General features: G+C 60.2%; 24 protein-coding genes and 2 pseudogenes. 9 read left to right on the top strand and 17 right to left on the bottom strand.

The annotated features are described in order from the left end of the window. Positions 1-14: 14 nt before the first annotated feature. Positions 15-752 carry a hypothetical protein gene (locus HU763_RS14540; protein WP_186689874.1) on the bottom strand — a complete coding sequence of 246 codons (738 nt, stop codon included), beginning with the start codon at positions 750-752 and terminating at the stop codon, positions 15-17. A gap of 158 nt (positions 753-910) precedes the next feature. Here HU763_RS14540 and HU763_RS14545 point away from each other — a divergent pair, with 158 nt between their 5' ends. Then, entirely contained in the window at positions 911-1,534 is a 624-nt protein-coding gene (locus HU763_RS14545) for a glutathione S-transferase family protein (protein ID WP_186689872.1), read from the top strand. A 48-nt stretch (positions 1,535-1,582) separates the two neighbouring features. On the opposite strand, the gene HU763_RS14550 is transcribed toward HU763_RS14545, so the two are convergent. Then, complete coding sequence (locus tag HU763_RS14550) at positions 1,583-2,758, bottom strand: MFS transporter (protein WP_186689870.1); 1,176 nt, start codon at positions 2,756-2,758, stop codon at positions 1,583-1,585. Positions 2,759-2,852: 94 nt separating this feature from the next. Here HU763_RS14550 and HU763_RS14555 point away from each other — a divergent pair, with 94 nt between their 5' ends. From HU763_RS14555 to HU763_RS14575, 5 genes are all read left to right on the top strand, one after another. Further along, a complete protein-coding gene (locus HU763_RS14555) occupies positions 2,853-3,776 on the top strand; it encodes a LysR family transcriptional regulator (protein WP_186689868.1) in 924 nt (307 codons plus the stop codon). Positions 3,777-3,871: 95 nt separating this feature from the next. Next, on the top strand, positions 3,872-4,837 hold the full coding sequence (locus HU763_RS14560; protein ID WP_186689866.1) for a 5'-nucleotidase: 966 nt from the start codon (positions 3,872-3,874) through the stop codon (positions 4,835-4,837). Continuing rightward, the gene (locus HU763_RS14565) at positions 4,834-5,604 is read left to right on the top strand and encodes an SDR family NAD(P)-dependent oxidoreductase (protein ID WP_186689864.1); all 771 of its coding nucleotides are present in this window, start codon (positions 4,834-4,836) and stop codon (positions 5,602-5,604) included. The genes HU763_RS14560 and HU763_RS14565 overlap by 4 nt, the downstream gene beginning before the upstream one ends. A 101-nt stretch (positions 5,605-5,705) precedes the next feature. Beyond that, on the top strand, positions 5,706-7,460 hold the full coding sequence (locus HU763_RS14570) for an OPT family oligopeptide transporter (RefSeq protein WP_186689862.1): 1,755 nt from the start codon (positions 5,706-5,708) through the stop codon (positions 7,458-7,460). A gap of 99 nt (positions 7,461-7,559) precedes the next feature. Continuing rightward, positions 7,560-7,940 carry an NUDIX domain-containing protein gene (locus HU763_RS14575; protein ID WP_170029415.1) on the top strand — a complete coding sequence of 127 codons (381 nt, stop codon included), beginning with the start codon at positions 7,560-7,562 and terminating at the stop codon, positions 7,938-7,940. Between the two features lie 59 nt (positions 7,941-7,999). Here HU763_RS14575 and HU763_RS25090 read toward each other — a convergent pair. The 9 genes and pseudogenes from HU763_RS25090 to HU763_RS14615 form a co-directional block, all read right to left on the bottom strand. After that, positions 8,000-8,250: pseudogene (locus tag HU763_RS25090) on the bottom strand (hypothetical protein); the annotation flags it as partial. Between the two features lie 25 nt (positions 8,251-8,275). Next, a complete protein-coding gene (locus HU763_RS14585; protein WP_186689858.1) occupies positions 8,276-8,605 on the bottom strand; it encodes a hypothetical protein in 330 nt (109 codons plus the stop codon). A gap of 340 nt (positions 8,606-8,945) precedes the next feature. After that, positions 8,946-9,503 (bottom strand): annotated as a pseudogene (locus HU763_RS14590) (RHS repeat domain-containing protein); the annotation flags it as partial. A gap of 47 nt (positions 9,504-9,550) precedes the next feature. After that, positions 9,551-10,300, bottom strand: coding sequence for a hypothetical protein (locus HU763_RS14595; protein WP_186689856.1), 750 nt, complete (start codon positions 10,298-10,300; stop codon positions 9,551-9,553). A gap of 525 nt (positions 10,301-10,825) precedes the next feature. Further along, a complete protein-coding gene (locus HU763_RS14600) occupies positions 10,826-11,089 on the bottom strand; it encodes an immunity protein TriTu family protein (RefSeq protein WP_186689854.1) in 264 nt (87 codons plus the stop codon). Continuing rightward, positions 11,080-11,364, bottom strand: a complete 285-nt coding sequence (locus tag HU763_RS25095) for a TreTu family toxin (protein WP_420831020.1) — start codon at positions 11,362-11,364, stop codon at positions 11,080-11,082. Before HU763_RS25095 ends, HU763_RS14600 begins: the two co-directional genes overlap by 10 nt. A gap of 875 nt (positions 11,365-12,239) precedes the next feature. Further along, on the bottom strand, positions 12,240-12,566 hold the full coding sequence (locus HU763_RS14605; protein WP_186689853.1) for a hypothetical protein: 327 nt from the start codon (positions 12,564-12,566) through the stop codon (positions 12,240-12,242). Continuing rightward, on the bottom strand, positions 12,566-17,239 hold the full coding sequence (locus HU763_RS14610) for an RHS repeat-associated core domain-containing protein (RefSeq protein ID WP_225931884.1): 4,674 nt from the start codon (positions 17,237-17,239) through the stop codon (positions 12,566-12,568). Before HU763_RS14610 ends, HU763_RS14605 begins: the two co-directional genes overlap by 1 nt. Continuing rightward, positions 17,236-17,439, bottom strand: coding sequence for a hypothetical protein (locus HU763_RS14615; RefSeq protein WP_186690404.1), 204 nt, complete (start codon positions 17,437-17,439; stop codon positions 17,236-17,238). The genes HU763_RS14610 and HU763_RS14615 overlap by 4 nt, the downstream gene beginning before the upstream one ends. 468 nt (positions 17,440-17,907) lie before the next feature. On the opposite strand from HU763_RS14615, the gene HU763_RS14620 reads away from it, so the two are divergent. Beyond that, positions 17,908-18,285, top strand: coding sequence for a histone-like nucleoid-structuring protein, MvaT/MvaU family (locus HU763_RS14620; protein WP_170029410.1), 378 nt, complete (start codon positions 17,908-17,910; stop codon positions 18,283-18,285). 230 nt (positions 18,286-18,515) lie between these two features. Here the strand turns inward: HU763_RS14620 and HU763_RS14625 are convergent, their stop codons facing one another. Both HU763_RS14625 and HU763_RS14630 read right to left on the bottom strand, forming a co-directional pair. Next, a complete protein-coding gene (locus HU763_RS14625; RefSeq protein ID WP_186690406.1) occupies positions 18,516-18,902 on the bottom strand; it encodes a hypothetical protein in 387 nt (128 codons plus the stop codon). Further along, positions 18,902-19,420, bottom strand: coding sequence for a hypothetical protein (locus tag HU763_RS14630; protein ID WP_186690408.1), 519 nt, complete (start codon positions 19,418-19,420; stop codon positions 18,902-18,904). The genes HU763_RS14625 and HU763_RS14630 overlap by 1 nt, the downstream gene beginning before the upstream one ends. A 340-nt stretch (positions 19,421-19,760) precedes the next feature. On the opposite strand from HU763_RS14630, the gene HU763_RS14635 reads away from it, so the two are divergent. Then, the gene (locus HU763_RS14635) at positions 19,761-20,975 is read left to right on the top strand and encodes an aldose 1-epimerase family protein (RefSeq protein ID WP_186690410.1); all 1,215 of its coding nucleotides are present in this window, start codon (positions 19,761-19,763) and stop codon (positions 20,973-20,975) included. A 99-nt stretch (positions 20,976-21,074) separates the two neighbouring features. On the opposite strand, the gene HU763_RS14640 is transcribed toward HU763_RS14635, so the two are convergent. The 4 genes from HU763_RS14640 to HU763_RS14655 form a co-directional block, all read right to left on the bottom strand. Continuing rightward, positions 21,075-21,467, bottom strand: a complete 393-nt coding sequence (locus HU763_RS14640) for a YkvA family protein (RefSeq protein WP_170030352.1) — start codon at positions 21,465-21,467, stop codon at positions 21,075-21,077. Between the two features lie 152 nt (positions 21,468-21,619). Then, the gene (locus HU763_RS14645; protein ID WP_186690412.1) at positions 21,620-24,331 is read right to left on the bottom strand and encodes an AAA domain-containing protein; all 2,712 of its coding nucleotides are present in this window, start codon (positions 24,329-24,331) and stop codon (positions 21,620-21,622) included. Positions 24,332-24,509: 178 nt separating this feature from the next. Next, positions 24,510-24,914, bottom strand: coding sequence for a helix-turn-helix transcriptional regulator (locus HU763_RS14650; protein ID WP_186690414.1), 405 nt, complete (start codon positions 24,912-24,914; stop codon positions 24,510-24,512). A 161-nt stretch (positions 24,915-25,075) separates the two neighbouring features. After that, positions 25,076-25,762 carry a hydrolase gene (locus tag HU763_RS14655; RefSeq protein WP_170030355.1) on the bottom strand — a complete coding sequence of 229 codons (687 nt, stop codon included), beginning with the start codon at positions 25,760-25,762 and terminating at the stop codon, positions 25,076-25,078. Positions 25,763-25,991: 229 nt separating this feature from the next. Between HU763_RS14655 and HU763_RS14660 the strand changes: the two genes are divergently transcribed. Next, positions 25,992-26,459: a Rid family hydrolase gene (locus HU763_RS14660; RefSeq protein ID WP_186690416.1), complete on the top strand. Its 468-nt coding sequence runs from the start codon at positions 25,992-25,994 to the stop codon at positions 26,457-26,459. Positions 26,460-26,471 lie beyond the last annotated feature (12 nt).

The following is a 26,471-nucleotide window of genomic DNA, read 5'->3' on the forward strand; positions in this document are numbered from 1 at the left end:
CCCACCGCCAGTGTCTAGAGAGGTTGCGCCTGACGCAGGTTACGACGCGCCAGGCAGGCATACCCCAGGCCCAGCACACTGAGGGCCAGCACGCCCAGTAGCGCCATCAGTTCGCGGCTGTAGCGCGCCACCCAGGCCGGGAAGCCGATGACTTCACGGTAGACCTGCACGTCAGCCTCGCCGTCGGCATGGCTGATGCTGATCCCGCCCTGGCGGATCTGCGTGTAGTCCGCATCGAAATACACCCATACCTTGCACGCGCCAGCAGGCTCTATGGCCGGGATTTCCACCTGGGCAGTAGCGGCCTCGACGATGGTGTCGTTGCCAGCCGCGTCGCGCACCTGCACCAGGCCCTTGGCCGGCAGACGAATTTTCACCTGGCGCACCGGCGCGTCACCGCTATTGCGCAGCTCGATGAGCAAGCCGGTACGGTGGTCGACCAGCCCGGCCTCGAAAGGTTTGGCAAACAGCTGGGTATAGGGTGCCTGGGCCATCTCGACCAGCCGCTCGACCTGGTCGTGGCTCAGCCCGCCTTCGCTGATGGTATTGATACGGCCCTGCAATTGCTCGTACTTGAGCTGCTCGCTGGCCTTGCTGATGCGCTCGCTGAACTGGCTGGGATAAGTGAGGTAGGCGTAGGTCAGCGAGGCCTCCAGGCGCGGGCTGCCGCGGAGCAACCCATAAGCGGCCAACAGGACCATCAGGCCGATCAGCACGGCTACGAGGAGTTTCCCCACCTTGTCCCAGCTCAATGCGTACTTCCTTCTGTGGTGATACCAACGATGCAAACCGGCCAAGGGTGCCAAGTTCGCGCCCCTCAGGCAAGCCTGACCCGGTTGCCTGTGCCTGCCGCTTGACCAGGCCACGGCAGTGGCGGACGATCAACCTTCCCCACACAAGGACGAATAGCATGTTGCGGATATTGGGCAGAGCCTCATCGATCAATGTACGAAAAGTCCTGTGGGCGTGCGCCGAGTTCGAGGTGGCGTACGAGCGCGAAGACTGGGGTACCGGCTTCCAGCCCACCGACAGTGCCGAGTTCCTCGCGCTGAACCCCAACGCCATGGTCCCGGTGATCCAGGATGGCGACTTCACCCTGTGGGAATCCAACAGCATCATCCGCTACCTGGCCACCCGCTACGGCGCTACGGCGTTCTACCCCAGCGAGGCGCAGGCCCGAGCCAGGATCGACCAGTGGATCGACTGGCAGGCCTCGGACCTCAACCGATCCTGGAGCTACGCGTTCATGTCGCTGGTCAGACACTCGCCGGCCCACCAGGACCCGCAGGCCCTGGCCGCCGGTTGCGCGGACTGGGCGCGCTACATGCGCATCCTCGACGGCCAGCTGGCCAGTACCGGTGCCTATGTGGCCGGCAGCCAGTTCACCCTGGCCGACATCCCCATCGGCCTGTCGGTGAACCGCTGGTTTGAAACGCCATTGGAGCACCCCCACCTGCCGGCCGTGCGCGATTACTACGAGCGCCTGAGCGAGCGCCCGGCCTATCACCTGCATGGCCGCAACGGTACGCCATGACAATCACCGGTTGATGCCCGCGAAGGGCCGCAAAGCGGCCCCGACGCCTTACGCGGCTGCCTGCCCCGCCAACGCCTGCACCCGCCCACGCCAGGCAAACATCAGCACCATCAACAACCCGAGCGCTGCCGTCGCAGCCCCCGCCAGGGCAATCGCCGGATAGCCCAGCCCGGCATTGATGACCGCCCCACCCAGCGCCGCGCCAATCGCATTGCCCAGGTTGAACGCACCGATGTTCACCGCCGAGGCCAGGTTGGGCGCATCCTTGGCCGCTTCCATCACACGCATCTGCAGCGGTGGCACCAGGGCGAAGCTGGCTGCGCCCCAGACCAGGATCGCCAATGCCGTCGGCAGCGACCAGCCCAGCACCAGCGGAAACACCAGCAGTACCGCGATCAGGGTGGCCAGTGACACGATCAAGGTGCGATCGACCGAACGGTCCGCCGCCTTGCCGCCCCACACATTGCCCAAGGTCAGGCCAACGCCGAACAGCACCAGCATGGCTGTCACGAACGTGGTAGACGCGGCCGCCTCGCGCTGCAGGATCGGCGCGATGTAGGTGAACACCGTGAACATCGCACTGGAACCCACCACGGTCAGCAGCAACGCCGCCAGCACCGGCCCGCGCCCGAGCACGCGAAGCTCGGCCATGGCCCCGTCACCCTTGGGCGACGGCACGTTGGGCAGCGCGTACCAGAGGCTGGTCATGGCCACCAGGCCGAGCCCGGCGATGCCCCAGAATGCCGTACGCCAACCGAGCAGTTCACCGAACCAGGTCGCCAGCGGCACGCCACCGATGGTGGCCAGGGTCAGGCCCATGAACATTGCCGCCACCGCCCCAGCGCGCTTGTCGGGCGGCACCACGCTGGCTGCAACGATCGAGCCGATGCCAAAGAAGGCGCCGTGGTTGAGCGAGGTAACCACCCGCGCGACCAGCAGGCTGGCGTAGTCGTCGGCCAGGGCTGACAGCAGGTTGCCGAGGGTGAAGATCGCCATCAGCCCGATCAGCAGGTAACGCCGCGGGACTTTCACCGTGGCCAGGGTCATCAGCGGTGCGCCGATCAGCACACCGATGGCATAGGCACTGACCAGCAGCCCCGCAGCCGGGATCGAGACGCCAAGGTCGGTGGCGATACTGGGCAACATGCCCATGGGCGCGAACTCGGTGACGCCAATGCCGAAGGCACCGATGGCGAGTGCGACAAGAGGTGGATTAATACGCATGGCAAACTCCTTATCTGTGCCGCAAATGCTACGGTCCACCATCAGGCTGCACTAGACTGCATTTTTGCGAACCACCTTTGCTGACGAGGCACAAATGGATTTCAGCGGACGATCCGGAGAGATGGAAATATTCGCCCAGGTGGCGCAAGCGGGCAGCCTGTCCGCCGCCGCGCGGGCGCTGGGCCTGACGCCTTCGGCGGTCAGCCGCATCCTGGCCCGTACCGAACAACGCCTGGGCACCCGCCTGCTGCTGCGTACCACCCGGGCGATCACCCTTACCCCTGAAGGCGAGGCGTACCTGCGCGGCGCACGGCGGGTGCTGGCCGACCTGGACGAAGTGGAAGAAGCCATTACCGACCAGGGCGTGCCACGCGGGCGCTTGCGGGTCAGCGCAGCGCTGGGCCATGGCCGGCTGACCGTGGTCCCGCTGCTGGCGGCGTTCAGCGCGCGCTACCCACAGGTGCTGGTCGACCTGACCCTCAGCGACGAAATAGCCGACATCCCCGGTGGCCAGGCCGACGTGGCGCTACGCTTCGGCCCGCTGCCAGACAGCTCGTTGAGCGCCCGCGCGATTGGCGAGACCGGCCAGGTCATCGTCGCCTCCCCCGACTACCTGCAGCGCTGTGGCACGCCCTTGGTGCCGGAGGACCTGGCCCGGCACAACTGCCTGCGCTTCAACTTCCGCCGTGCCGCGCCGGACTGGCCGTTCCGGCGTGACGGCCAGGTCTTTGCGCTGAAGGTCAGCGGCAACCTCGAATGCAGCAGTGGCGAAGCCCTGGCGCAACTGGCCACGCTCGGCGCCGGGATTGCCCGCATCGGTACCTTCACCGTCGCCGACGACCTCGCCAGCGGGCGCCTGGTACCGTTGCTGGAGGCCTACAACCCGGGTGATCGCGAGCCGATCCATGCCGTGTTCGTCGGTGGCCCGGCCATGCCGGCGCGGGTGCGGGTGTTCGTCGACTTTCTGGTCGAACAGCTTCACAACGCCGGGCCTGCCGACATTGCCAGGCTTGGCTAGCACAGCCTCGCGCGCCCCCTGCAAAAGGATCCTTGGCGGGTAAATCCACGCCCACAGGGTACACTTGCCTTCAGCACAGGCTCAGGAGTTGCTTCATGCCCTACCCCATCGAACAGAAGCTGGTCATCGGCGTGGCTTCGAGCGCGCTGTTCGACCTCAGCGTCTCGGATGACATCTACCAGGCCCAGGGCGTCGAGGCTTACCGCCAGCACCAGCAGCAGAACCTGGACGAACCGTTGCCCAAGGGCGTGGCATTCCCGTTCATCCGGCGCTTCCTCAGCATCAACCAGGCGTTCCCCGAGCAGTTGCCGGTGGAAGTGGTGCTACTGTCGCGCAACTCGCCGGAAACCGGCCTGCGGGTGTTTCGCTCGATCGACCATTACCAGCTGGACATCACCCGCGCGGCGTTCATGTCTGGCCGTTCACCTTACGAGTACATTCCGGCGTTCAATGCCTCACTGTTTCTCAGCGCCAACGAGGAAGACGTGCAGAAGGCGATCGACGCCAACTACCCCGCCGGGCGGGTGCTGCCGACGCGTATCTACGATGACGAGATCGACACCGAGTTGCGGGTGGCCTTCGACTTCGACGGGGTGATCGCCGACGACGAAGCGGAGAGCGTGTACAAGCGCGACAACAGCCTGGACGACTTCCAGAAGCATGAGCGCATGCACATGGCCACCCCGCACGCGCCGGGGCCGCTGGCCGACCTGTACCGCAAGCTTTCGCTGATACGCATGCTGGAAGACCGCAAACTGGCCGAAGACCCGGCGTACAAACGGATCTTGCGCATCGCGATCGTCACGGCACGCAACGCGCCTTCGCATGAGCGGGTGGTGACCACCTTGAAGAACTGGGGCGTATCGCCGGATGAGTGTTTCTTCCTCGGCGGGATGGAGAAGCCCAGGGTGTTGTCGATCCTCAAGCCGCATGTGTTCTTCGATGACCAGCGTAGCCACCTGCAGTCTTCGGCAGGCAATCTGCCGATGGTGCATGTGCCGTTCGGTGTGGCGAACAAGGTACTTTCAGCGCCGGTCTCGCCGCCGGAAGGTGTTGCATGAAGCTCATCCCCGGGCTGGCGGGCCAGGCCAATGTACTGCTATGCGGCGCCAGCCAGGGCATCGGCCTGGCGCTGTGCACGGCCTTGCTGGCGCGCGACGATGTGCGCCAGGTCTGGGCCGTGTCGCGTCAGGCCAGCAACAATGATGCGCTGCTGGCCCTGGCCAGGCAGCACGCTGGGCGAGTGTCGCTGGTGGATTGCGATGCCCGCGACGAGCAGGCACTTGCGGCCCTGGCACGCCAGGTGGGCCACGGCTGCGAGCACCTGCATTTGGTGGTCAGTACGCTGGGCATTCTCCATCAGGAAGGCAGCAAGGCAGAAAAGTCGCTTGCGCAACTGGACCTGGCCAGCCTGCAGGCCAGCTTCACCACCAATGCGTTCGCGCCGGTGCTGTTGCTCAAGCACCTGCTGCCGCTGCTGCGCCGGCAGCCCGCCACGTTCGCGGCACTGTCGGCCCGGGTCGGCTCGATCAGCGACAACCGGCTGGGCGGGTGGTACAGCTACCGCGCCAGCAAGGCGGCATTGAACCAGTTGCTGCACACGGCCAGCATCGAGCTGAAGCGCCTGAACCCGGCCGCTACCATACTGGCCGTGCATCCGGGTACCACCGATACCCAGCTGTCGCGGCCGTTTCAAGGCAACGTGCCGGAGGGCAAACTGTTTACCCCCGCGTTTGCCGCACAGTGCCTGATCGAGCTGGTGGGGCGGCTGGGGGCGGCCGAGAGTGGCAGCTTCTGGGGCTGGGATGGCCAGCGCATCGAGTGGTGAGCGAGGGCAGCCGTTGGCGCACCCGCAAGCGCCAGTGAACCTTTGCGCCAAGCGGGGCTCAGTTGTGCAAAGCGCGCTTGCCGCAGCGACAAAGGATTGCCATGGGACATGCCCCCTCCACTGCCCTGCCCCTGGCGCGCGTCGAGCGTGAACTGAGCCTGCGCGCGGTACTCACCGGCATCGCGCTGGGCATCCTGCTCACGCCCTCGAATGTGTACGCGGGCCTCAGGATCGGCTGGTCATTCAACATGTCGATCATCGCCTTGCTGGTCGGCTTCGCCGTGTGGCAGAGCCTGCCAGGGCGCGGCAAGGGCCGGCCGGCGTGGACGCTGCACGAAAGCAACATCAACCAGACCGTGGCCTCGGCCGCCGCGTCCATCGTTTCCGGCGGGCTGGTGGCGCCGATCCCTGCCTATACCCTGCTCACCGGTCACCAGTTGGACCCGCTGCCGATGATGGCCTGGGTGTTCTCGGTAAGTTTCCTCGGCATCTGGATCGCCTGGTACCTGCGCCCCACCTTGCTCGCTGACCATGGCCTGAAATTCCCGGAGGGCATGGCGACGCTGGAGACCCTGCAACAGATCTACCAGCAAGGCCACGAAGCCATGCTGCGGATCAAGGTACTCTGCAGTGCCGCGTTGCTGTCGGGGCTGGTGAAGTGGATCGACGGCTTCGTCTGGACGATACCGCGCTGGGCCCCCACGCCAGTGCTCGAGCGCCTGACCTTCACCCTCGACCCTTCGCTGATGCTGGTCGGTTTCGGTGGCATCATCGGCATCCGCGTGGGCCTGACGTTGCTGCTCGGTGCCGCACTGGCCTGGGGCGGGCTGGCACCGTGGCTGATCGAGCATGCGCGGGTGGTGCTGGCGCCGAACGCCAGCGGCCCGCAGTTCGCGGCGCTGGTGGAATGGCTGCTGTGGCCGGGGGTCAGCCTGATGGTGTGCGCGACCCTGACATCGCTGGCGGTTCGCCTGTTGCAAATGCCCCGGCACAGGCCCGCCGACCGGCCGGCCCGGGCATCGCGCACGCAAACGGGGTTTTCCCTGACGCCGGCTGCCGGGCTGCTGTTGTCCATTGTCCTGGTGGTAGCGCTACAAGCGTTGCTGTTTGGCATCGACTGGTGGATGGCGTTGCTGAGCATCCCCCTGGCAGTGTGCCTTGCCGTGGTCGCCGCGCGCGTGGTGGGTGCCACTGGCATTGCGCCGATCGGTGCCATCGGCAAGCTGTCGCAGCTCGGCTTCGGCCTGGTCGCCCCGGGCCAGGTGGCGATCAACCTGATGAGCGCGAATACGGCCGGTGGCGCGGCCGGGCAATCCACCGACCTGATGAACGATTTCAAGGTTGGCCAGGCGATCGGCGCAACCCCGCATCGACAGCTGATTGCACAATGCATCGGCATCTTTATCGGCAGCGTGGTGGCCGTGCTGGTGTATCGGATGCTGATTCCCGACCCGCAGGCGCAACTGCTCAGCGAGCAATGGCCTGCACCCGCCGTGGCAACCTGGAAGGCCGTGGCCCAGACCTTGACGCAGGGGCTGGGAGCGCTGTCGCCGGCGCTGCGTTGGGCGATCGTCGCGGGTAGCGCGGCAGGCGTGCTGCTGGGTGCCCTCGACAGCCTGCTGCCGCATCGGGCAGCGCGCTGGCTGCCGAGTACCGCCGCGCTGGGGCTGGCGTTCATACTGCCGGCGTCGATCAGCATGATGATGGGGCTCGGCGCGCTGCTCACCTGGCTGGTCGGTTGCCGGTGGCCGAGCGTTACCGAGCGGTTTGCGATCACCGCCGCAGCCGGGCTGATTGCCGGGGAAAGCATCACCGGGGTAGGCGCATCGTTCTGGGAGATGGTACGGGCGCTGTAGCGGTTGGCAGCGCGCGGCCACTGCGCTGCCGTGCCCTTCTGGCGTTGCGTCGGAACTTTGCCTGCCCGTTTGCGGCCTTCTCTGCAGGAGGTACTGCAGATGACCAGCAAGGAACGACACTCGACCCTCATTTGCTTGCAAGCCGGCAAGGTCCTGCTGGTGCGCAAGGCGACCGGTGAATGGTCATTGCCTGGGGGCAAGATCGATCCCGGGGAAACCCAGCTCGACGCAGCGCGGCGGGAATTGCACGAAGAAACGAGCCTGGAAATGCTCGATGCGCAGTTCCTCGGCCACCACGTATTCGAGGCCGAAGAACACTGGCTTTATCGAATGACGGTGTCGCCCGGGATGACGCCGCATCCCTCGCACGAGATCGTGGAATGCCGCTGGTTCAGCGGCGATGAACTGAACCAGGCGTCAGTAAAGCCGAAGGACCTCGAATTGCTCAGGCGCGAGGGCTGCGTCGGTAGCAGAGCGTGAGGGCACTCAGGCGCTGATTTCTACCAATGCCTTCTCGAAAATTTTCATATCCGGCGGAATAGGCGATGGATCAGGTTGCCGGGTTCGTCGTACTGGTAGTGGGTCCCGGCGTGTTCACGCAGCAGGTTGTCCATCAGCTTGTTGCGCCGCGGGTCGCTTTCCAGCGGGCGATTCAGCTCCTGGGCCTTGTCGTCCAGCAGGTTGCCGGCCGGGTCGAAGGCAAAGGTCTCGACGCGAGGCGACTGGTGGCTTGCAGCAAGCGGCCAACCGGGCCGAACCGATAAGCCAAGTGACCAAGACGGGTGTCGTACCTAGCTGCGCGCCACTCTCAATCATTACACTTTTCTTATCTCAGCTAATCCTTTTTCTAGCAAACTGAGATTGGTAGGATCATTAATAATTTTTTTTGACCTAGCCCATCTATGCACTGCACTCTTAGGCCCTTCGACAAGCTTATTTCCTTCTTCGGCAAGCTCACTTTTCATTATGACGCGCTTCACTACACGTCCATTTCCGTCAGTAACACGACACTTTATAAGCTCATTACTCTCAAGGAAGACAAATAGGTTTTCCATTGCAATTTTAATACTCTCCTGCCAATCCGGAGCACTTTCATACGAAGCCACTAATACATCAATATCCCAAACCGGATAATCATTAATCATTACAGCCTCCTTTCTACTTTAGACAACCCAGCAACCGGCACCAGTTTCCCAGCTGACCTATCCTTAATGAACGTACCGCCAGCTGCGAGAATTCGAATTTCCTTCTGTTGTTGTTCTAATTTAGACGCAGTCAAACTTGTCACTTCGTAAGTCGTCGCCTGCCATCTTCAATAACAGCCGTGGCAACCCTACGCCGCTCATCGGTTTCTGGATCCCTAACAGATTTTCCACTAGCATCCCGCAGATAACACTCACTTTGTATCGTAGCATTCGGATGTTTGGTCCTGATTTCCGTATTGAACTCTTGATGACGGCGATCTCCATCAATCGCATTCTTGAGCCGCTTCAGCCCCCACGGGTCAATCCACTCGATCGGGTTCGGCACATACTGATAGAGGTTGAAGCCGCCCAGATAGCTGATAGGATCTTGGCTGACAAACCGCCCAGCCGCCGGATCATAGTACCGATAACGGTTGTAATGCAGCCCGGCCTCATGATCATGGTACTGCCCTTGGAACTGTATCGGATTGCTCAGACCGACTTGCTTGGCCCACTCCGAGCGGGCTTCCTTGACCTCCCCCCACGCTTTGTACTGCGCCGTCCAGGCCACTTCGCCATTGTGGTCGGTGAGTTCCATCGGCGTACCGAGGTGGTCACACTGGTACCAAAGGATCGCATCGAATGCCTGCGGCTTGACCTCGGTGTGCCACAGTGGGTCCTGATCGAAATCGCATTCCCGGTCGCTCCAGTCCGGCTGGCGCAGCAGGCGGATCGGGTTGTTTCGTTGCGCCTGGGCAACCGGAACGAAACTGCTCGGCTCGTACAGGTAATGCACGGTGCGCCCGGTCTCACCTTCGTCCTGCGGCCGCGAGCTTTCCCAGGCGAGGTTATCGCCATCTCAACCATTATAATTGGCGAAGTCCGACTCCGCCGCTTAAATAAAAGTCAGACCATACATGACGCCAGTAAATGGCCATCGGCAAGTTTGCTTCTAGCTCTTTCACGATCAGCATCAGACAAAACCCAGAGCTTAAATCCAGACTTATCAAGAGCCTCACCAAGTTCTGACATCACAAGACTTAGCATTTCGAGCTTCTCGGGAGGAAGCGCTTGCAGCTTACGTGTAGAAAATAGATTTACTGGATACACATCCCTAATATACTCATCAGTTTTACCAGACCACTGCATCTTGAGCCACATGATGGTCTCGCTACGCCTAGGCCACATTAGCGGGTGGTTTTCATCTGGGACATATCGCCCAAACGCATAACCAAAACCAAACGCATGGCTTTCTGTATATGCATATGCATAGTCAAAATCGGCATACCAATCTGGACAGACTAGAAAAGACTCAACCAGCGATTCCAAATTCAGCTTTTCCGAAAATGCAGTAAGCACGAGCCCCTCATCCGCAGATACAACTGATGAAAAATTGCAATTCAGCGTCTCACTCCCCTCACCTTTCTCCCATATCCTCTCGGAGTATAGCTCAATTACATCAATCTTACCCTCACTAATTTCCTTCAGGTATTTCTCGCGACTAAACTTAATTACACGCCCATTTTTACCGCCACAACGTTCAATTTTTCCGCCCACCCGTTGCATCCATTGCTCGAACGCAGAGTAGTTCTTAACGAAATCCAGCCTCTCTCCGGCCACCGAATGGGCCACCAGAAAATTATAGTAATCTGCCATCTAAATTCTCCGACGAGTTCTCTCTTTCTCAGTGTATCCCCCGGCACGACCCACGAAAGCCCAAAACGCTGAACCGACCCAATAAAGCCGCGAACCTTCTCATTAAAAGAACCCGCGACCGTACTAAACGCCTTCATAAACTCACTCATACCTTACCCACATACCCCCACAGCAACTCTTTAAGCAATCCCTCATATGCATCCCGTGCCATCGCGAATTGGATACACTGTTGAGTGCCCAGGAGACATATGCCTGACTGGCATATCACGCTCATCATGCTAACCGCCAAACCCTTGGACATTTTTACCTCTTCAGGTTAAGCATGCGAGCAGTTCGGCCTTGGCCGTCGCATTAAGGACGGAGTTAAGGTTGGTGCTGTAGGTGCCGGCCATGCAGTTGTCGATGCTGGCCTGGGGGGCGTAGGCCAGCAGGTTGTCTGCGGCGGCTGGCGGGTTGGCAGGCACCTAGCCTGGGCCCGCCAGCGCGGCCGCGACCAGGCACAAATCCGCTAAAACTAAAACATCCCTATTTCAATACCGAAATGAATTTTCCGAAAATCTCAATGAATCCCTGCAGGTCTTTTATCTCGTAACGCTCATTAATTATATAGTCACCAGACTCGACATCGATAGCTTCAATGACACAGCTATCATCATCCCACAATGTCAGCCTCGCCAGATTACACTCATCATCAACATTTATAACGGCACTTGTGCTTAACTCATTCTCATTCAGATCCAGCATTCTGCTTGAGTTAACCTCAAGCCAAGCCAATATCTCTATGAACATTTGATTATTCCATCTTCCGTTTTATGTGCTTTGACTTGAATGTCTTCTGCCACTGGCATTTCCGGTACAGGATTACCCTTCCTATTGGCAAGCCTTCCCTCTAATGAGGCGGGACCCACAATTTTTGCCCACCCCTCATTGGTTTTAATGAGAGACCCCTCTGGAACATTAAACTCAACATACTTAGTTCCGGGATTAGCCTGTTTTCCAAAAGCATCAATACTGGCTGGAGATGCAACATGTGTTGTTCCTGTAGAACTTCGCGCACCGTGCATTACCTGTACGAGCCGGGCAGCTTCGTGCCTGTGGTCCAGGCACAACGAAACAGCCCGTTCGCGCTGGCGCTTGGCCCGCTGCATCTGGCCCTTGCACTTCATCGAGAAGTTCGAAAAACATCCTACAGTCTACCTCAGACTCATAAGGATCAAGTGACTGTAGTTTCTGCTTCCACCTAGAAAGCTCTTGGTCATTCATTATCTTTTTTACCAAATACCCTTGACACTTGGAGTAAGCCAGCATTTCTTGCATAGCCACATTGTATTTTCTAGGCTGTCCTATTCCGAAGCCACTCGGCGAGCATCTCGGATTTCCATTGCCATAGCTCCTCGCATGTTTTCAGAATTAATCATCTGCTGTACTCCGATCAGCCTTCAACAAAACGCTTAAATCTGCTTCGCTCGCTTTAAGGCTTTCTACTTCTCGCTAACGGCAACATCGACCAGACATAGAAACTTCATATACGACCCTTAATAAACGCTTTCATTTAAACATGGTCTGGCGCCGCCATTGGCTGCCTTATAGTCTACTATCTTCAGCCAGGCGTGAGCTGCCACTCTATGGGGAAAGGGCCCGGCAGGTTGAAGTCCGTGTGGATGACGAATTCCGAGCCGAGGGCGAAGCTGGTGTGGTGCTCGCTGGCCGGTGGCGGTGGCGGAGTCGGTCTCGGAATCGGGAGGACGCCTATGAACCGTAGACTGCCCTGACTTGCGGTGAGCATAATCAGCTAATCACCGGCCATGTGCCAAGCTCAACGCCTTTACAATCTTCGTTGGTGCAGCGACAAAATATCAATTTCCGCCACAAACTTGGTAATCTTTGACGGAAATTGAAAGTTTGTTGGCACAAATGTAAGTTAAACCTAAAACTCAAGTCAGCGCCTTACCTCGGAAAGTGCCTTCTCAAGCATCTTCATATCCGGAGGATTTTTTTGAGACCCCTTCGAAGCCAACCACCGATGGATAGGATTCTTCGGCCCGCAAGCTATACTTTTACCTTCATCATTAAGTTCACTAAGCCTAATTGTCCTCTTGATAACCGCCCCTCTCTCATCTGTCACGCGGCAATTCAATAAACCGTTAGTCTCTAAAAAAATGAACAACCCTTCCAGTTTTCTGTTTACACTGACTTCCCACTCTGGGATATCCGTATAAGACTCAAGGATACTATCGATATCCCATACCACAAAATCTTCAGACATCACGCCCTCCTATGAACCTTTGACTTCCCTGACACCGGAATAATCTCTCGAGTTTCACGGTCTCTGATATAACCACCGCCTGCTGCCAAAATCCTAGCTTCCTTAGCTTGCTGCTCAGTCTTATCTGCGGTCATGCTAGTAACTTCATATGTTGTTGCTGTGCCATTCTCAATAACAGCCGTATCCACTCTTCGACGCTCGCCAGTCAGTGGATCTTTTACAGATTGACCAGTTGCATCTCTCAGATAGCATTCACTCTGAATCGAAGCGTTCGGATGAGCTGCTTTAATCTCAGCATTAAATTCCCGGTGACGACGATCTCCTTCAACCGCATTCTTGATCCGCTTCAGCCCCCACGGATCAATCCAACCGATCGGGTTCGGAACATACTGATAGAGGTTGAAGCCCCCCAGATAGCTGATCGGATCCTGGCTGACAAACCGCCCAAGCCTCGGATCATAGTACCGATACCGGTTGTAGTGCAGCCCCGTCTCATGGTCGTGGTACTGGCCTTGGAAGCGAATCGGGTTGGTCAGGCCGACTTGCTTGGCCCACTCCGACCGTGCTTCCTTGACCTCACCCCACGCCTTGTACTGCGCCGTCCACGCCACCTCACCATTGTGGTCGGTGAGTTCCATTGGCGTGCCGAGGTGGTCACACTGATACCAGAGAATCGCATCGAATGCCTGCGGCTTGACCTCGGTGTGCCACAGCGGGTCCTGATCGAAATCGTATTCCCGATCGCTCCAGTCCGGCTGGCGCAGCAGGCGGATCGGGTTGTTTCGTTGCGCCTGGACCACCGGCACGAAGCTGCCCGGCTCATACAGGTAATGCACGGTGCGCCCGGTCTCGCCCTCACCCTGCGGCGGTGAGCTTTCCCAAGCCAGGTTATCGCCATCCCAGCCATACAAGGTGTAACCACAACCCAGTTCGCGCTGGCGCTTGGCCCGCTGCATCTGGTTCCAGCCACTGCCCGCTCGCGGATCATCCTGGTGGTGCGCGGTGGAGTGTTTGTGCAGACGGCGGCCCAGAGCGTCGTAGCTGTACACCACGCTGAGCTTGTCATCGTCGAAGCGCACCAAACGGTCGAACAGGTCCCAGCTGAGGCGCGCCTTTTCGCCGTTGTGCAGGCGATGGATCAGGTTGCCGCGTTCGTCGTACTGGTAGTGGGTCCCGGCGTATTCACGCAGCAGGTTGTCCATCAGCTTGTTGCGCCGCGGGTCGCTTTCCAGCGGGCGATTCAGCTCTTGGGCCTTGTCGTCCAGCAGGTTACCGGCAGGGTCGAAGGCGAAGGTCTCGACACCCAGGCGACTGGTGGCTTGCAGCAGGCGGCCAACCGGATCGTACCGATAGGCCAGGTGGCCACGGCGGGTGTCGTGGATATCGGTCAGCTGGCCCACGGCATCGTACTGGTACTGGCGCTTGAGCAACGTGGACTTGCCGTCGTGGCTACCCAGCAACTGCTCTTGCAGGCGGCCAGCCGGGTCCCAGCTCTGGGCCTGCATCAGCTGGTTGCCCTGATGCCGGACCACTTCACGGTGCAGGTCATCACGCTCATAGGCCAGCAGTTCATGCTGGTCGAGGGTCATGCCCAGCACGTGGCCGCTGCCGTAGGTGAGCACGCTGACCTTATGGCCATCGGGGCGTACGGTCGCGATACGGTTGTTGAGCACGTCGTACTCGTGTTGCCACACCGCAACCATCGGCACCTCGGTACCAAGGTAATACTGGTGCTCGCGGGTCAGGTTGCCCGCCTGGTCATGGAACCATTGCAACTTGCTGGCCGCGTTGATCGCCTGGATCAGGTTGCCGTTGCCGTCGTAGGCGAAGGTTTCTTCCTGGCGTTGCTCCCCCAGTCTGGCCACGCGAGAAGCGAGCCGGCCCACCGGGTCGAAGGTGATGTCGATGCGGCGCTGGCCGACCTGGGTACTTGCCAGCCGGCCCGTATCAGCATCGTACTGGTAACGCGTCACCAACCCGTCGAAGCCTTGCTCCTGCAGCAACCGCCCGACCGGGTCGTAGAGGAAGTCGGCCTTGCTCTCGTTCTCGTTCTCCAGGCCGATCAGGCGGCCCAGCTTGTCCCAGCGATAGCGCAAGGTGTGCTCGTTGGCATCGACACGCTCGGCAAGCAGGCCCGCGCTGTTGTAGGCCCAGGTGGTGCAGCGGTCCAGCGCATCGGCATGGGCCAGCAGACGGCCTTCGGCATCGCGCTCGAAGCGCTCTTCGGTGGCGTCCGGATGAATGACTTTTTCCAGCTGGCCGGCCTTGTATTGGTAGACCGTCTTGTTGCCCGCCGCATCGGTGAACTGCACCAGCTGGCCGAAGTCGTCGTATTCCCATTGACTGGTCTTGCCCGAACAGTCGGTGTATGCGACCAGTTGATCCGCTGCGTTGTAGGCCAGCTTCTTCTCGTTGCCGTTGGCATCCTTGATCGCCTTGACCAGCCCGGAAGGCGTGTAGGCGAATTCGGTCTTGTTGCCCAGCGGGTCGGTGGTCTCGACCAGGTTGCCTTTCTTGTCGTAGTCACGCAGCCACAGGCCACCTTCGGCATCGCGGATCTTGATCGGGTGACGACGGTCGTCATAGGCGATGTGGATCTGACTGTGGTCAGCCCGGATATGACGGATGACGCTGCCTTGCTCGTCGTAGTCGTAACGGTCTTCGCTGCCATCGGCGTGCACATGGCGCACCACATGCTTGCGCTCGTCGCGGAAGATCCACTCCGAACGCTCATCCGGATAGCGCACGCGGTACAGGTGGCCGAGGATGTCGTAGTAGTACCAGGTCTCCTGGCCGTGGGCGTCGGTGACGTAGGTCAGGCGAATGTTCTCGTCCCATTCCAGGCGGGTGTCGTAACTGCCGTCATCGGCCCATTCGCGAATGGCCTTGGCGTCGAAGGCGCTACCATCCCACTGCAGGTTCATGCCGCGACCGGTGCGGTCGGTGTAACGGGTAACCAGGTGATTCTGGTACTGGTAGTGCCAGGCAGCGCCGTGCTCATCCTGGGCCGCAACGAGGTCGCCCTGACTGTCGTAGTGGTAGGCGCACAGCTGACGCAGCGGCTGGCCGTCGCGCATTTCCCACAGGCCGGTGATCTGGCCGTGGTCATCGATCAAGGTGCCGAGGTGGCGGTGGATCTGGCTCGGGTCATCCTGATAGGTGACGACGTCCGAGAGCACCGGCCGGCCATTGTGGCGGTGCTCATAATGCAGCATGCAGCCGGCGCCACTGGCGAGCGTGATCTTCTGCAGGTAATACCGATCACCCACGCGCAGGTAATATTCCTTGCGCTCGAAGCCGCGGCAGACCACCAGTTCGTTTTCGCGGCTGCGAACCAGCAGTAGATCCTCGATGGCTTTGAACTGCGACTGCTCCACTTTCGGCAGTTCGAACGCGTGGCTACGACCGTCGTGGTCATGGAACACCAGCCCCTTGCCCACCACGTCGATACGCGTAGTGAACTCGGTGACCCAGCGTGCGCCGAGCGTGCCTTGATCGTATTCGCTCAAGCGCGAGTGATAGGTCCGTTCCCATTCGATGGGGAACGGGCCGGGCAGACTGAAATCGGTATGCAGGATGAATTCGGAGCCCAGCGAGAAACTGATGCTGTGGCCTGTACGTGCCTTGGGTTCGGGAGGGCATGGCTTGCGCTTGGGGCTGGCCGTGCCTTCCGCCTTGGCCTGCGAGCTACTAACCGCCAACTCGCCCTTGCCCTTCTCACGCTGCACCTGCGTCACGGTCCCCGGCTTGCTCACCCCCGGCTGCCCGTTCCTGTTGCGCTTGCGAAAGCCCTTCACGGCCCCGCTCAGCACATTCAGCATCCAGCCGATGCTCATCTGCGTGCCCGGGTCCGCCAGCTTGTTCAACTGCCGCGCCATCTCCGGCCCCAGCGCGCGCAGTTGCCCGGTGTTGGCCAGCACCTTGGTCTTGATCTGGTCCGGCAGCAGTTTGCTCGTGGCGCTGTTGGCCAGCCCCTTGCCAGCGGCCTTGTAGGCGTTGTGCACGGCACCGAAGATGTTGCTGAACGCCGCCTTCGGGTCGTTGAGCAGTTTGTCGGCGGCGGCGGACACCTGTTTGCCCGCCTTCGACAGGTCACCCTTGGCGTCCAGCTGGCCCAGGGCGACCTTCTCCAGCCCGGTGGCGATCTCGCTGGTGATCTTTATGCCCAACGCGCCGGCGTCGGCCAGGATGCCGGCGATCTTCGGCTGCGCCTTGGCCACGAAGTCGTCGATGGTGCCGGCGATGGTCGCGTTGAGGTGGCCGATCAGTACCTGGATCAGCGAATCGCCCAGCAGCATCTTGGCGCTGTTGCGCAGCTCCTGGCGCACCAGGAACAGGGTCGGGCGCAGGCTCATGCGCGCCGCGGCCATGGTCGGTGGTGCCGGCAACACGCCGATCAGGTTGATGCCCAGGCTGACCCAGTCGAGCAGCTGGCGGTTCTTGCTCTTGACCAGGGTCACCACGTCGCCCAGGGCATCGACCAGGGCCATGATGTTGCCCACCACCGGCAACGCGCCGGCCACGGTCTTGATCCGTTCGAGGGTGACGTAGCCGCCGCTGACCGACTGCAGCCAGGCATCGAAGGCGGCGGCGCCACGGCCGACGTCCTTGGCGTCGATGGTGTTGAGCGGGGCGACGGCGACCTGGGGTTCGCGTTGTTTGGCGTCGGTCATGCCAGCACCGCACTGTTCGGCAGACCGTAGCAGGCGTCGCCGGACTGGAGCGCAGTAAGTTGCAGCAGCAGGTGCTTCGGGTGCAGCGACCGGCGTTCACTGGCCAGCCTGCGACCAGCGGCATGGACGAGGCCCTGGACATCATGCTCCAGGCGGCTGAGGTGCAAGCTGAAAGGGGTCTGGTTCGCGCGGACAAACATCCCTGTCCTCCTTTAATAAAAAACTGTGCCTGTAATACGCGCTCTTCCTAGCGCGTGTAGATGCGGCTTCCGACTATTTATTAACCAGCCACCGAATACCTATCGGAAACCAATTTGATTTGCTTTTATTGGGGCAACCGAACTTCACCTGCGGTAAATCGCATATCTAATTTAGCCCATAAATAATTTAGGCATTGAATACCCTCTACGCGAGCATAGCGGCATAAACCCAGGCGTCTTGCATACCCAGAATGTACCGACCAAACCCTCCAAAGGCAACTCCCTCAGCTTCAGCGACCTCTGCGCAATGTTCAATGTGGGAATCAACTTACAGCCAAAGAGAATCACTAAACATGAAACCCACCTCCACACTTAAATTCGGAACGAAGATTTCACAAAATATTTCGACACTTGCATTCTTGCCTGCTGGGCGCTAACACTAGCCTCATCACGCAATGGAGGAATCCCATGTCTCGCCTCGCAGAGTTCCGTGCACTCGAATACTTGCTCGCCGCCAAGAAAACCGATCTGTCCTTCATAAAGGTCGACCCTCATTTAAAACGAGAATTCGAGTTCGAAGGCAAACTCCACGACTTGCTCGCCGAGTACCAATTCGACCTGTCGGATATATTGGCGATCAGTGGAATCGAATACGAAGACACCCGACACTCATGGTCGCCCCCTCCGCCACGCCACCGCTTCAAGGCACGACAAAGCAAGTACTACAGAAACCCGTACACCGGTGAGATGATCGAAGCGAAGAGCACGTTAAACAAAACGCTGCAACTGTGGATTCAACAATACGGCCGCGAGGTGGTGAAACGCTGGACAACTGTGTGGTACTGACACTCTGGCGCAACGCCTACTCTGCCAGGAAAACAAATGCCCTGTAGCTTTCCGGCCGGCGCTGGCGAGTTACGAGGCGCCGCCAACGCCAGTGGCCTGTGGGTCGCGGTGGCCGCCATCGCGCTGGCGGTAGGCGCGCACCAGGCGTGGACGGCCAATAACGATAGGGACTTTACAAAATCTCAGCCTCCGAGGGCCGCGATTGGGTTTCTCGGGATCTCGTACAGAGCCTAAGGCGCCAGGCTGACGCCGTTACAGCGCCCTTTGGTAGAGAAGTCGCTGATCAGCCGTGCCTTGTTCACCTTCATCAGGATCGTGCAACCACCAGCATGCGTCACGTCATCCCAGTAATTGGTATGGACCATCACGTTGCCTTGCATTTCAGCGGTGCTGCCGACTACTTCCTTACGCACGTAGGTGGTGTCGCGGTACCAGCCCAACTGCACCCCACCTCCACCCGGCAACGGCTCCATGTGCCCAGGCGGGCCGAAGAAGTCAATCGCCTGTTTGGCGTCACGCCCCTGCCATTGGTGGCCAGCGCACAGTTCCGGCAGGGTCGGGATACAACCAGGCAGAGTCAACAGCATCAGGCCGAGTGGCAGAAAACGTATGTACATCACGGGCTGTTGCTCAGCATGTCGTCCAGTTTTTGTACCGCCTGGCTGTTTGCCTGGACACCGACCAACTGACTGAACATGGCCTGGACGGTGGCAACCATCTGCGTGGCCGGCATCTTACCGATCGACAACATCTGGTTGCGTGCTCGATTATCAGGGGCACAAACGAAGGCAAAGGTACGCTGTAGCCAATAGTCCTTCGGTGCGACCCAATCGCGGGCATTGGTTTTCACATCCTTCACCGCGCCGTCGAAGCGTCGTATCGCCCGGGCGCTGTCCAGGCGGATCTGGCGCTGTTTACATTTGACCTGTACTTCATAGGCGACGAGGGTTGGATAGGCAGGGTCTTCAAACAACTGCATGATCTGCGCCGACTGCACACCACCCGGCTTTTGCAGGATGCCGGCACTATCGGCAACGTACACTTCGTTGTGCAAACGTTCCCCTTTGCCGTAGATGATCCAGTAATCGCCTGGCGCTTGTGCGGCCATGGCCATGCCACTACAAGTCATGGACACGATGGCCAGCCATCGCTTAAGTGGTAGAAGTCTGTAGCTCATGGATGTCCTATCCCGATTTCACTAATCCTGCACGGACTATACGAAACCGGCGAAGACAGGGTCAATTAGCACGTTCGTACTAGGCTCTGTATGAAATCCCGAGAAACCCAACCGCGGCCCCTCGGAGATTTTGTCGAGTCCCCGGCCATCGACGAAGAATTCCGTGCTGGCAAAGCGTTACGAACCCCATCATCAATCAGCTGACCAGGGCTTCGCCGAAAACACCGTCTGGCGCGCTTGCTGAAACGTTTTTGTAGGTCTATAAAATGGGCACAATTCCAAGAAAGGCATGTTGCCCATGTTTCGCCTCAAACGCTTCGTTGCGCTTAGCGCCCTGTGCGCGACCTCCCACGCCATGGCCTGGGATTACGTCCTGCTCGACACCGACAAGGCCGCCCAGGACTGGCAGATCACCAGCCAGCAACTGGGCGTCAAGACCGACAAGCCCTTCAGCGTGACCCTGCGCACCTTGCACGGGGGGCGGCAGGAGGGTGTCAGCATCGTCGACATCGATAACGGCAGGATGAAACTGTCGGTCGTGCCGACGCGCGGCATGAACATCCTGCAGGCCTCGGTCGGCACGGTGCGGCTGGGCTGGGATTCACCGGTCAAGGAGGTGGTCAACCCGTCCTTCATCGAACTCAACGGGCGCAATGGCCTGGGCTGGCTGGAAGGCTTCAACGAGCTGGTCACCCGCTGCGGTTACGAATGGGTCGGCCACCCCGGCATCGACAATGGCGAGCTGCTGACCCTGCACGGCCGCGCCGCCAACATCCCTGCGAACAGAGTCACCCTGCACATCGACGAGAAACCACCGTACGCCATCAGCTTGCGTGGCGAACTGAAAGAACAGGCGTTCAAGAAGGTCGACTTCGCCGTCGCTACCGAACTGGTCACCGAGCCCGGCAGCGTGGCGTTCACCGTCAACGACACGCTGACCAACAATGGCGACTATGCGAAGGAATACCAGGCGCTGTACCACAGCAACTTCAGCACGCCGTTCCTCGAGCAAGGCGCGCGTTTCGCCGCGCCGGTGAAACAGGTGTCGCCGTTCAACGACAAGGCCAAGGGCGACCTGCCCAACTGGCAGACCTACCGCGCGCCGACCCGGGACTATGACGAGACGGTCTATAACGTGGTGCCGTATGCCGATGCCAAGGGCGATACCTTGACCGTGCTGCACAACAAGGCTGGCAACCTGGGCGTTGCGGTCGGTTTCAATACCGGCACGCTGCCGGTGTTCTCGCTGTGGAAGAATACCGACACCCAAGGCCAGGGCTATGTCACGGGGCTGGAGCCGGGGACAAGTTTTTCCTACAACCGCCGTTACCAGCGGCCACTGAACCTGGTGCCGACCATCGGCCCCAAGGAACACCGGCAGTTCCATATCCGCTACAGCTTGTTGGCGGACAAGGCAGCGGTGGACAAGGCCTTGCAGCAGGTGGAAGAGATCCAGGGCGGGCGCGAAACCGAGGTGCGGCAGACGCCATTGGTTGATCTGAGCAAGGGCTGATGTCGGTTGAGGCCAGCCAGCCGATGGCTGGCCTCAGGTCATCTGTTGAGCGGGTAAGCAGTCATCAAGCGGTGGGATTCGCGAGGCTCGGACAAGCGCTCAGTAATGAGCGAAAGCCAGTAACGCCCCCGTTAGCACGGCTATCCAGATCAGTACGATGAACACCGCTGCGGTAACGCTGACCGGTCGCTTCACCTGGCTCTGTTCCCACGCCAGGGCTTGCTCCTGGCACTGCGCGAGCACGGCCGGCGGCATCAGGCGAATTGCCAACAGGATGCCAAGGGGCAAGATGATCACATCGTCCAGATAGCCCAGCACGGGTATGAAGTCTGGAATGAGATCGATCGGGCTCAGCGCGTAGGCCACCACGAACACCGCTATCCACTTGGGCAGCCACGGCGTATCGGAGTGCTGGTAACAGAACCAGAGCACCATGGTTTGCCGCTTGAGCGACTTGGCCCATTGGCGTGCACGGTCCAGCAAAGCTTTCATGTACCAAATGTCCTCGCAGTCAGTTGATGTGTGCCTTTCGCAGCCAACCGCCTGGCAAACGGTTCTCGGCAATGGTCAATCCAGCGCATTATCCATGCTTCTGGGAGATAAACGCGTGGCATTTGTTCAGTGCCAGCCTCAGACCCAGCTGCTCAGGCGTCCGGAACCGGCTTGGCCCATTGCCCAAGAAATTCGCCAACTCTGCGCTCGATATCACTCTCAACCGTCCGCAGCCGCAAAATGGGAATGCCACTTCCAGCCAGGATTTCGTTCTTCATGGCATCCCGCGCCGCCTGCACGGGGTGGTCGTGATAGCCGCCATCGACCTCAATCACCCCTACCGGTGTCTTGCCCACTTTGTAATAGATCACGAAATCGCAACTGGCGCGCCTCATGAACGCCCGCTGGGCTGCCGTCCAGGCGGGATTACTGGGCGATGCGAGCTTATCCAGACGGATCTGCGTGTGGTACTTCAGCGCCTGGCACGCCGGGGCCGACAGCGCCTCGCGCAGCAACTGTGCCACGATCTGCTCGGACTTGTAGCGTGAATCCTCCGGCCGCAGACGAGCGTTCAGGCGTGCCAGGGACTGGTCATACTCGCGGTACAACAAGTCGAATGCCGACACCACCGGCGCACGGACGATCTGCTCATCCTGCGCGTAATAGCTGATGTAGCGGATCAAGGCGGCGAGGTGGCCATTATTGCTGGTGAATACATCATCACCGGTCACCAGGGTGAAGCGATGCTTGGCCCGCGACACTGCCACGTTGATCATGCAAGGGTCGTCGACGAAGTCCAGGCGTCCTTGCGCCTGGTTGTAGCGCTTTTTGTCCAGCACGGTCGAGAAGACGATTTCGTCGCACTCGCGGCCCTGGAACTTGTGCACAGTGTCATTGACGAAGTCCGTCGGCAGGTGCTTGTCGGAAAGGCTGACCTGGGCCCGGAACGGGGCGATATAACCGCGGCCTCCAGGGTCCACGACGACAGGCTGCCCTTCGTCCTCGAGCACCTTCAGCAACGACTCCAACTCGCGAAGGTTGGTATTCTTGCGTGCGTGGTTGCCCTTGGCGGTGACCACCAGGCGCAGGGGCTGTTCGCCGTTATCCACGGTCATGGGCACCAGCGCATTGTCGTAGAACTGCTGGTTGCAGAACTGGATGATCCTCGGGTGGCATCGGTAATGCTCCTTCAGCAACGTCCTTGGCAGTGCGTCCCGGAACACGGCAATGCACGAATCCAGCAGGCTGTAGCGCTCGCAATCGTAGGCCTCGGCCGGCGCCTGAAGCCCCAGTTTCACCGGGATGTAGGGCAACTGGCGGTTATCACCGACAACGATCAGGTTGTTGGCGCAGCCCAGTGGCAGGATGCCCGGCACGATGTCCTGCAAAGACGCTTCGTCGATGATCACGTAGTCGAGGATCGCCCCCGCCGCGATCGAGTTGACGATGGAATGCGTGCCGCTGCCTAGAATAGGGAAACGCTGCACGAAGGCATCGAAATCGCTGCGGTAGATTTTGCCATCGAAGCTGCCTCGCGGCGCTGCCCGGCTTTGCAGATGCTGCTTCAGATGCTGCATCGATGCCGTTGTCAGCGCTTCCAGCAGCGCCGTGAAGTTGGCCCGTGCCAACGACTCACGGCACGCCCGCAGCTCGGCTTCCTTGGCCTGTTGCGACTTGTCATAGTAATGCATCTGCAGGGCATGGAACGCAGCCATGCGCGCCTCGCCCGCGGCGAATGGTGTGGTGCGAAAGATTCTGAATTTGAACAGCAGCTCGATGCGGTCCTTGAGCTGCACGCGCTGCTCGCCAAGGTGCGCCAGGTAGGCCATAAGGTCGGCCGTCTTGCGCGGGGTCAGGCCGTATTTGTCCAACGAGCCCGTGGCCTGCACACCGTTTTCTGCCTGCCACTGCTGCAGGTAGCGCCGCTCGATGACCAGCTCGTCCAGTTCGATTTGCAGTTGTGCCGCCCGGTTGTGGTCTTGCAGGTGCTGCTTCAAGCGGGCCAGCAAGGTCTGTATTTCTTCCAGGGACGGTGCCGGCCCGGGCGCGCTGGCGGGCCACGCCGGCAGGTTGGCGAAAAAGGCCTCGCGGTTTTCCTTTTTACCAAGCTTGGCTACCAGGTAGCCCAGGCCGCACTTTTCCAACTTCTCGTAGACGTTTGCCACAGCCGCATTGTTGTTGGACAGCACCGCCACCGTCTGCCCGCGCAACAGGATATTGGCGAGGATGTTGAGGATAGTCTGGGTCTTGCCGGTGCCCGGTGGGCCTTCGATCACGCTGATCTGCGCGCTGAACGCCCGCTCGACGGCCTGGTACTGGCTTTCGTTCAGCCCGAACGGATAGATGAGCCCCTGGCCTGGCGCCAGCGTGCCGTTCCGCCCGGTGCAATAGGCTTGCAAGGCCGTGCTGGCGCTGGCAGGCAGTTTCCCCAGTTGAGCCACGACATTGCTGGCTATTTCACGATCGGACTCTGACTGCGCGTGAGCCTGGCGGGCACTTGCAACAGCCTTGAAATAAGCGAACACCGGCGTATCGCTGATCGCGGTAGGCGCGCTGAAGACAATGCCGTCCATCTTGTGAATATAGGGCTTGTCGGTACCCGGATAATGCACCACGGCGTATCGCTCGCCGTAGATGACCGCTTTTTCGATGGGCTTGACGATCGTGCTGCCGGGTCTGATCAGCAGCACATTGCTCAGTTCGCGAGAGGGTGACACCCTGCAGTTACTGAGCGGGCGAATGTATTTTTTTCCAGATGGAAAATGACAGGTCAGTGCCAGGGCTTCGAACTTGTCGCTCCAGAATATAGACCAGTCGCTTATGTTTGCGGTCTTGTCCTCACCATTCACCTGAATCGAAACCATATTCCATTGGTCCTGTGCGCATGACACCCGGATATCCGTACCGGATGTTTCCCTAACTGTGAAACACCATAGTGCCACTATTGTGCGCAAGGCCGATAGCTGGTTGCGCCTCTCCCTGTATCAAGATGTCACTCACCCGGCAGCCGGCCTACACCGCGGTACTAGCCGCCGCGCCCTGTCACTGCAGACGCCGTGCTTGCCGACGATGACCGCCGAACAGCTGCTGCTGCCACCTCTGCGGGGTCATGCCTTCAGTTCTGAAAAAGGTCCGGCAGAAGTGGGATTGATCGTAGAAGCCGCACGTCAGTGCGATGTCCACAAGCAACATGGTGGAAGTTTTCAGCAGCGTTTTGCTCTTCAGCACCCGCTGCTCGCGCAACCATTGCTGCGGGGGCATATGGGTACTCTGCTTGAACATGCGCGAGAAGTGGCTGCGTGACAATGCGCACGCTTCGGCGACTTCGGCAACCGAGATGCCGCTGTCCAGCTTTTCCAGCATGAGTTGTTTGGCGGCTTCTATCTGCCAGGCACCGAGCGGCGCCGTTGCCGCCGGCACTGACGCCGGCGCGGTGAATTGTTCCATGTTCTCACCCGTTCACACATCCAGGTAACCGGGTGCGCGCCTTCCCGCGGTCACAAACCAGGCACTGGGCTTCCCAGGGGAAGACCAGGCCCAGGTGGCTCGGCCTGCTGCGCACCCTTGCATCAATCACCAGCCCCATTCAGGGGGCTACTGGTGACGGTTCAGACAGCTGCCGCGACCGGTGCCAGGGTCGGGCCATGCTGAACACGCTCAGGCGCCTTGTGCACCATGGTGTAGGCGTAGTCGACGCCCATGCCGTAGGCGCCGGAATGTTCTTTCACCAGCGCCATCACGGCGTCGTAGGTGGCCCGGTTCTTCCAGTCGCGCTGCCATTCCAGCAGCACCTGTTGCCAGGTAACCGGCACCACGCCCGCCTGGATCATGCGCTGCATGGCGTAGTCGTGGGCTTCCTTGCTGGTGCCGCCGGAGGCGTCCGCCACCATGTAGATCTCATAACCGGCGTCGTGCATCGCCGACAGGGCGAAGGTGGTGTTGCACACTTCGGTCCACAGGCCGGAAACGATCACCTTGTTGCGGCCGTTGTGCTTGAGCGCGTCACGCACCTTCTGGTCATCCCAGGAGTTCATCGAGGTGCGCTCCAGCAGCGGAGCGTCCGGGAACACCGCGAGCAGCTCCGGGTAGGTGTGCCCCGAGAAGCTTTCGGTCTCGACCGTGGTGATGGTGGTGGGCACGTCGAAGATCTTCGCCGCCTTGGCCAGGGCCACGGTGTTGTTCTTCAGCGTCTGGCGGTCGATGCTCTGCACGCCGAAGGCCATCTGCGGCTGCTGGTCGATGAAGATCAGCTGGCTGTTGAGGGGGGTCAGAACTTCGGTTTTAGGGTTGCGCATGGTTGCTTCCTCTCCGCTGGATGATGGTCAGTCGCACCGTTCGTGGTGCATGCCTCGGCGTCGTCGCCGCTTGAGGTGGAACACAAGATAGCGAAACCCGGCAGGCATCGGTGGCGCACTTTTGCGCTCGCGGAAGCTCTTTTTTGCGCCATCAGGGGTGGCGATGCGCTGCTAGCATTCGCCTGTCCATGCGGGTCAATCCGGCCCGCTCATCTGCAGGAAAACGCATATGGCAGCTTCACAACCACTCAACAAAGACACCGCCTACTGGGGCGTTCCCTGGGAGGATGCCTATGGCTATCCGCAGGCACGCCGGGTCGGTAACGAGATCCATGTGTCGGGCCAGTTCAACCACGACGAGGACGGCAACCTGGTCGCCCCGGCGCCGCTCGATGCCGACGGCAGGCCCAGTGACTTCTCGGCGATGGGCGAGCAGATGCGGGCCTCCTACGCCAACATTGCCAAGCTGCTCGCCCTGTATGGCGCAACCTTGCAGGATGTGGTCGAGGAGACGCTCTACGTGCTGGACATGGACGCGGCCTTCGCCGTCGTCGGCAAGGTACGCAAGGCGGCATACGGCACTGAGCGACCTCAGTGCGCAAGCAACATCATTGGTGTCTCCAGGCTTGCCCAGCGCCCGCAATTGATCGAGATCGCCTGCAAGGCCGTGATTGGCGCCGGCGCATCCGGGCGCTAGCTGGCCCGGGCT

Origin of the sequence: Pseudomonas anuradhapurensis (assembly GCF_014269225.2) — a bacterium.
GTDB classification, from domain to species: Bacteria; Pseudomonadota; Gammaproteobacteria; order Pseudomonadales; family Pseudomonadaceae; genus Aquipseudomonas; species Aquipseudomonas anuradhapurensis.